This is a genomic window from Bradyrhizobium sp. MI1.4 (assembly GCF_055811315.1).
The window spans coordinates 1-6908 of record NZ_JBVVPP010000099.1; the positions used below are offsets into that span (position 1 = coordinate 1).

General features: G+C 57.9%; 7 protein-coding genes. 2 read left to right on the top strand and 5 right to left on the bottom strand.

The window, feature by feature from the left end; genetic code table 11:
- Positions 1-1018: 1018 nt before the first annotated feature.
- Together AC0L23_RS39485 and AC0L23_RS39490 are read right to left on the bottom strand one after the other, a co-directional pair.
- Positions 1019-1285, bottom strand: a complete 267-nt coding sequence (locus tag AC0L23_RS39485) for a DUF3551 domain-containing protein (RefSeq protein WP_473358369.1) — start codon at positions 1283-1285, stop codon at positions 1019-1021.
- A gap of 412 nt (positions 1286-1697) precedes the next feature.
- Positions 1698-1970, bottom strand: coding sequence for a hypothetical protein (locus tag AC0L23_RS39490; protein ID WP_473358370.1), 273 nt, complete (start codon positions 1968-1970; stop codon positions 1698-1700).
- Between the two features lie 480 nt (positions 1971-2450).
- Here AC0L23_RS39490 and AC0L23_RS39495 point away from each other — a divergent pair, with 480 nt between their 5' ends.
- Entirely contained in the window at positions 2451-2657 is a 207-nt protein-coding gene (locus AC0L23_RS39495; protein ID WP_473358371.1) for a hypothetical protein, read from the top strand.
- A 240-nt stretch (positions 2658-2897) separates the two neighbouring features.
- On the opposite strand, the gene AC0L23_RS39500 is transcribed toward AC0L23_RS39495, so the two are convergent.
- The 3 genes from AC0L23_RS39500 to AC0L23_RS39510 form a co-directional block, all read right to left on the bottom strand.
- Entirely contained in the window at positions 2898-3434 is a 537-nt protein-coding gene (locus AC0L23_RS39500; RefSeq protein ID WP_473358372.1) for a MarR family winged helix-turn-helix transcriptional regulator, read from the bottom strand.
- 366 nt (positions 3435-3800) lie between these two features.
- Positions 3801-4145, bottom strand: coding sequence for a DUF1045 domain-containing protein (locus AC0L23_RS39505; protein ID WP_473358373.1), 345 nt, complete (start codon positions 4143-4145; stop codon positions 3801-3803).
- A 301-nt stretch (positions 4146-4446) separates the two neighbouring features.
- A complete protein-coding gene (locus AC0L23_RS39510; RefSeq protein ID WP_473358374.1) occupies positions 4447-5790 on the bottom strand; it encodes an LLM class flavin-dependent oxidoreductase in 1344 nt (447 codons plus the stop codon).
- A gap of 567 nt (positions 5791-6357) precedes the next feature.
- Here AC0L23_RS39510 and AC0L23_RS39515 point away from each other — a divergent pair.
- A partial coding sequence (locus AC0L23_RS39515; RefSeq protein WP_473358375.1) for a TauD/TfdA dioxygenase family protein occupies positions 6358-6908 on the top strand: 551 nt, incomplete at its 3' end.

Consider the following 6908-nt stretch of genomic DNA (forward strand, 5'->3'; position numbering starts at 1 on the left):
TCCCAATGCCTTCAACCCAACAGCTGCAGAGAGTCCCCCCAGTCCGCCGCCACAAATACCAACTCGCATCTCAAACCCCACCAGAATCGCGCAATAGATTAAGTCCGTACTTCATTGCTCATGCCCGGCGATCCTGAATTGGATCCACCTTCGCTGAACGGCCGAATATAAACCGACTGTAGATTAATTGTAAAGCCACAAATACAAATGGCAGTTTTTGTCAAACCGACGCTGATTTCCACGCGCCAACACTTGATAAAGCGTGCAAAGCTACTCAATGGGATCAAAAAACGCCAATGCGAACGCAATGAGATTGGGAGAGGTCCGGTCGCGCGAAGTCGGCGCTGAAAATCCTTTTGCCGCGGATCTGCAGCGCACGTGCGCAGTTTAAGCGTCATCTCGCACCAATTTGCGCGCCAAGACGAAAGTCACTTCGCAACACAAAATGATTGCTTGATCAATTTGCTCCAGATCTGTTGGAGAAAGCCGAATGGCGGCCTGCGCGACGTACGCATCGATCCTCTCCGGGTCACCTCGAAATACTGGGGTGTCTATCACGATCGCCGCGAACGCCAGAGATTGCGCGCCAACTTGTTAGACTTGAGTGACAGGGAACTGCCTGGATTTCGCCATCACGCGCAGTGAGATCGACTATGTCGCTTTACACAGAGATATAGACCCGCGAGGCATTCGATCCGCCGATTGGATGCAATAGTTTCCGATGCTGCATCCAGTTTACGGATGCGGGGTCCCACTTTCCTTGATTGATGCAATTTTGGACCGTTGCGCCGTCGAGGATTGGGGCCGGTGCCGGTGCAAAACGGATGCCCGATTGCGCGTGAGGCCGATCAGCCATCGCATCCCGATCGTTGTTGCTTGGCGTCCCGATGCAACTGAGGACGCGAGCGTGCTCGAGCGGGGACGGCCAACCAGGCGGAAGCCCAACGCTTAACTTAACCAGCACAGCGGGTCCATTTAAGCAAATACTGATGTGTCGTCCACGCTTGACGATCACGCATCAGCGCAATTGTCCTCCTTGTCGCTGGAATGCGTAGATCGGATTCATCCCGCAATAGGCTAAGGTGCCGGAGGCAGTGGCCATGCACTGGTCATAGGTCGAGAACTGGCAATTGCCCGGATATCCCCAGCTACGTCCCTGCAGGCAATAAACGTCCTGCCGATCCGGTGGGATGAAAGAACGACCCCGCGGAGCGGCGGTCGAAGGCGATACAAAACCGACGAGGATGGGAAGTGCAAGCACACAGAAAAAGAGAAGGTTGCGCATGTGACATCTAGCCTCCGTTCAGACTTGAGAGGATAGAAAATCTAGAATTGATGTTTTGATCTTGGTCAATGGCGAAACGCTTCGTAGATGGCTTGGCCGATGGCCTTCGAAAGAGCTCCAAGCGTCAGGCGCTCTGAGTCTGGAGCAGCATTCCTGCTATTTCTAGAGAGGAGCGCATTTTTCATGCGTGATGGGGGCGTGTGCGGCGGAAAATCCTACGGCAACGGCCGATCCGAGCTTACCCACTCTCGTGCTTCGCAATATGCCGGTTCGAAAGGCCGCAGGTCGCCGCGCGTATCAATGAGGCGGAAGATCCCCGCCCTCAGGTGCGCCGCCGAGCGCGGCATCGCTTTGGGTGAGCGACTTAAAGGGCCTGGCAGGGCTCAGGAAGATTCAGCGAACCTGAGATCGTCTAGGCTTCCTTGATCGGCCTGATCCGGCGCAGCAGGGAACTGGCATATTCCTCGCGCTCGCGCATGAAGCGCTTTTGATGCGCTTTGAAGCTCTCGACCCGCTTCTTGATCTCTTCGCGTTCGCTACCGCCATAGTCTGGCGCACTGAGGCCACTCCGCTCGATGGCTTCTTTCGGCAGAGACCGGGGCCCCTCGATCTCTACCTTCAGCGATTTGGCGAATGCCGTCGTTTCAGCGACGAGGGCGTCGAGTTCGCTCTTCCAATCATGCATTGACGCGCCCGTGCGGCACCGCCGTGCTGGCGAGCCAATTCATATAAGCCAAACTGCGACTATAAACGCCGACGCCGATCGCATGTAGGCCAGCCCAATCCGCTTATCCCTGAAAAAGGCCGCCTACAATATCGCCGGCGGCCTTCCGGGTTCAAAATGCCTATCGTGAAAAAGAGCAGTTCTGCCCAGGGGAACGATCCTAGACTCAAAACGCGTCGTTTCCTAGTTTTACAGTTCAGGAAGCTTAACGCAGGTCGATGCGGTTTCCGCTTGGAAGACGGAAAATGCCACCGCCTCTTCGAAATCAGTTGGAATCGGGCCGGATCTGTCTCGGATGGCTTGCATCAAAGCGCGTAGCGGTATTGCCTCGACCCGGTCAACATATCAGGACCACCACAAAGAGGCATTGGTCGGGATCAAGGGGCGGTGAAGCACGACCATCCATCGTGAACCGGACGTCTGAGCTAAAGAGAGTTCTAAATGACAGATTGTGTGATTGTTCTGGCCCACGGGAAGCAATTGGATCATTTGCGCGAAGAGGCGTCGCGCATTGCACGAGCTAGCAAAATCGACTGGACGATTGAGCGGGGCGACGAAGGGGCGCATTTTTTCTTCGAGAATACCGAGGCAAAGACGGCCTTCGTCGCGATCTGCAAGAGCTTTGCTATTCCACACAGAGAGGCTTAGCGGCTGGCCGCGCGCCACAGGTTGGGACGCCAGAAATCTGGAGCTTCGCGGAGAACTCTGGCCTCACACCGAATCCGTCTTGGTCGGCCCAAATCGATTAGCTCCCGATCCACAAATGGTAACTTTAGTCTGTCGCCGCTGCGACTGGCCCGACCGGCGCGAGGAGCCGATGTGCTCCTCATGATGACGGGGCATGCGGCCCTCGCATTCAAGCAACCGTTGATTCAAAGCGCCTCCCTTCTAACGTCGGCCCCTCCCTCGGGCTGACAACGCGCCGGTGTCCAGTTCGGCTTTCAGGCGAGCTCTCTCGAGCCGCTTCCTGAGCGCTGCAAGCCGGCTGGACAGTCCCGTCAATTCCTCATTGCCAAGCTCACCGAAAACGAATTGATCCAGTTCCTCCTGTTGTGCAGCGATGTTCGCGAGACGCTTACGGGCTTTGTCCGTTAGCGACAGCTGGACGACCCGAGCATCCCTGATACCGGGCTTGCGCCGCACAAATCCGACTTTCTCCAGCGCCTTCGAATGTAGCGTGATGAAGGATGGATCGACCTTCATCAGTTTTGCGACCACGCCGGCCGGAGCACCGCCATCCTTGTCTAGGTCCGTCACCGCCATCAAGATCGCCAATTGTGTTCCACTAATGCCGAGTGCCTCGGCTCGGACGTGAAGAAAATCCTCCAGACAGACGTTGAGGATTCTGATCTCCAACGTTAATCGCCGCACCAGTTCCTGACTCTCAGCAGAGCCATTTCCTCCTTGTGTTGCTTGCTTAGCCAAATGCGATGCCGCCGAATGTTAGGACCCTACTCAAAGCTCGTTCGCGCTGACAAGGTTCAAGACAGGAACAATTTGTTGGTCCTCACGCGCTTACTTCCCTCGACTATTGGAGAATGCCGAGAAATGGCCCGAAGTATGTGACTCCCAGCGAGACCCCCGGCCTACATGTCGGCGGCTACGGCTTGCCAACCTATTGGCTATTGGCTTCACCAAAGATAGTAGGCTCGCCGAGATGCACGTTCAAGAAAGACCTCGTTTCGTAGTGCCGCGCACCGGCGCGACACTACATCACTTACGCTCCGTCCCAAGCTGCCCCCAATGCGGGAAGACCGTTCTCGGATCCGGGCAACGGGCTCGAATGTCATTCTAAAGTGGGGCAGCTCCGCGCTTAACAGAATCGCAACTTTGCACAATCGATGCGGTGGAATTCATCAAAAACGATCGCCCGAACGCCGAATTCAAGCGCCAGCGCAGCATTGCATCGCGTGTGTTGCCGCCCACGAGCGCGTGTTGCCGCCCGACGAGGTAGAGGATTTCGTTCGTCGGCCGTCCGACTATCCAGCCCTTAATCGTCGAGGAACATGGTGCGAAGACCGCATCAAACTCCTGCCGTACCTCGGGCTGACTATCGGCGGGAACACGATCGGTTAGGGTCATGTGGAAGCGGAAGCGATCGAAAACGTACGGGTAGCCCCATCGGACGAGGCACATCCAGATCCCGCCTTCGGCGCCGAGTCATTCTTCCTTGCCGTCGAGACTTGATCGCCCGCCGGCTAAACCCGGCGCGACAACTCACCATAAGATGTCTGGAAGGCACGGCCGCGGAATGACAGATCTAGTCGCCGAATCCGTGAGAACCTGGTTCACCGGGAGTGAACCTCGCTCAGACCCAGTTGCTATGAGGAGCATAGACAAATCTCTCCTCACTTACGCCTTAGCCGTCCAGCGACCCAATGAAAGCAGCCCGTTAGGCTCCTGTTGCGACGTCGTCAAATCAGTGTTGTCAGGCGAATTATGCGATCGCTTGAATGGCGTTGGAAAAGATGCTAGCCGGCCGGCTCAGGCCGTAATGATCGCGCAGCGTTGTGCCCGTGTAGTCGTGACGGAACAGGGCGCGCTTGCGCAGAATGGGCACGACCTGCTCGGCGAAGATGTCGAACCCGCCAGGCAGCCAGGGCGGCATGACGTTGAAACCATCGGCTGCGCCGTTCTCGAACCAGGTCTGGATGTTGTCGGCGATCTTCTCCGGCGGTCCGGCAATCACCCAATGGCCGCGGGCGCCGGCCAGGCGCTGTACGAGCTGACGAATCGTCGGCTTCTCGCGATCAACGATGTCGATCACCAGCTTGAAACGGCTGGCGACGCCGCGGGCGCCCTCGGTATCGATCAGATGACGAGGAAAGGGGCCATCGAGGTCAAACCCGGAGAGGTCGAGACCGATCATCTGGCGCAGCTGGGTCAGCGAATACTCGGGCTGGATCAGCTCGTTGAACTCGTCCTGCAGCCGATCGGCCTCGATCTGCGTGCTGGCGATGAAAGGACTGATGCCGGGCAGGATCTTGATCTGATCGGGACTGCGGTCGAAGGCGCGTGCCTGACGCTTGATGTCGGCATAGAAGTCCTGGGCGCTCGCCAGTGTCTGATGCGCGGTAAAGATTGCCTCGGCGAAACGCGCCGCAAAGGCGCGTCCGTCGTCGGAAGAGCCGGCCTGGACATAGACCGGTCGTCCCTGCGGCGCCCTTGAGATGTTGAGCGGCCCCCGCACGCGGAAATGCTTTCCGATGTGATTGATCGCGTGGATCTTGCCGGTGTCGGCGAAAACACCCGAGATGGGGTCGTTGACGAGCGCGTCGTCCTCCCAACTGTCCCAAAGCCGCGTGATGACGTCCAGATACTCCCGCGCCCGCTCATAGCGTTCGTGATGCGGAGGATGCTCGGGCAAGCCAAAGTTTTGCGCGGCCTGCGGCGTGCTCGTTGTCACGATGTTCCAGCCGGCCCGGCCGCTACTGATGTGATCCAGCGAGGCGAAGAGCCGCGCCAGGTTGTAGGGCTCAGTATAAGTCGTCGATGCGGTCGCGATCAGACCGATCCGACTGGTAGCGGACGCGATCGCGGTGAGCAGGGTGATCGGCTCAAGTCGAAACCGTTGCGCATAGCGGACATTGTCCGCCAGCGCCGGGCCGTCGGCGAAGAAGACCGCGTCGAACTTGTGCGCTTCAGCGCGCTGCGCCAGCTCCTGGTAATAGGTGACGTCGAGGATGCGATTGGCTGCCGAACTTCGGTGGCGCCAGGCCGCCTCGTGATGGCCGTCTGGATAGATGAAGAAGTTGAGGGAAAGCTGCCGTCGTTCGCTCATTTGTGAGATCCGCGTGCATTGGGAGCTGTAGCAAGCGAGACTCTACGTCTGCAGTCACGCTGATGTCGATGAAATGAAGTTGCGTTGTTGAGCTGGATGCAAGCATGAAGCTTGCGAGCAGAGCGCCAATCAAGAACGAGGGCAATCGTCACGACGTGAAACGACGGCAGCTATAACGATTTTATCGCGTTTCCGGAGCGAGAAGTGCGTTGCGTCGCGTCAAATTGCATTGCTCTTGCAGCCGGGCGGGCGGTCATCATTGCGAATCTTTCAGTGTCAGCATCGACCGCGAAGCGTTCGTTGCCTGTCGCCGAAAACAAAGCTGGTTTTGTTTCATTGACTGACGATCGATCGCTCGTACCATTCAGGACCTCAACGCGAGGTCGTTTCATCATGCTCCAATTCGATCGCAGTGACCGATGTCCCGGCTCGGGCCGTCTGCCGGAGCAAGTTGCGGCCGAGTAGGGCCCCTAGCCAGAAATGATTTCATCTATCTCCACCGTCGTTTCCGCGACCGACGCATGGCGGAGCTTTGTCCACGGGGATCGCAGTGACGAGAGCACGACCATGAGCAACACGACAACAATTGATAACGTCATTCCGCGCGCCGACATCGTCAAGCGTGCGGCCAGGCTTGGCGCCGAGATCAGGAACATCAAACTGTCGGGCGAGCTTTCGGACGAGACCATCCGTGCCATCAACCAAGTGCTGCTCGAACACAAGGTCATCTTCTTCCGGGACCAGGGACATCTCGACGATGCCGAACAGGAGCGCTTTGCCATCAGACTCGGCAAGCTGGTGCCCCATCCGACGGTCGGCGCGATCAAGGGCACGTCGTCGATCCTGGAGCTGGACTCGGGCCGAGGCGGTGGCCGCGCCGACCAATGGCATACGGATGTCACCTTCGTCGATGCCTATCCGAAAATCTCGGTGCTGCGCGGCGTGGTGATTCCACCCTACGGCGGCGACACCGTCTGGTCGAACACGGCAGCCGCCTATCTCGACCTGCCGGCGCCCCTGCGCAAGCTCGCCGACGAACTGTGGGCCGTGCACAGCAATGCGTACGACTACGCCGTGAAGACGCAGGCAACCGAAGCGGATAGGAAGCACTTCGACGA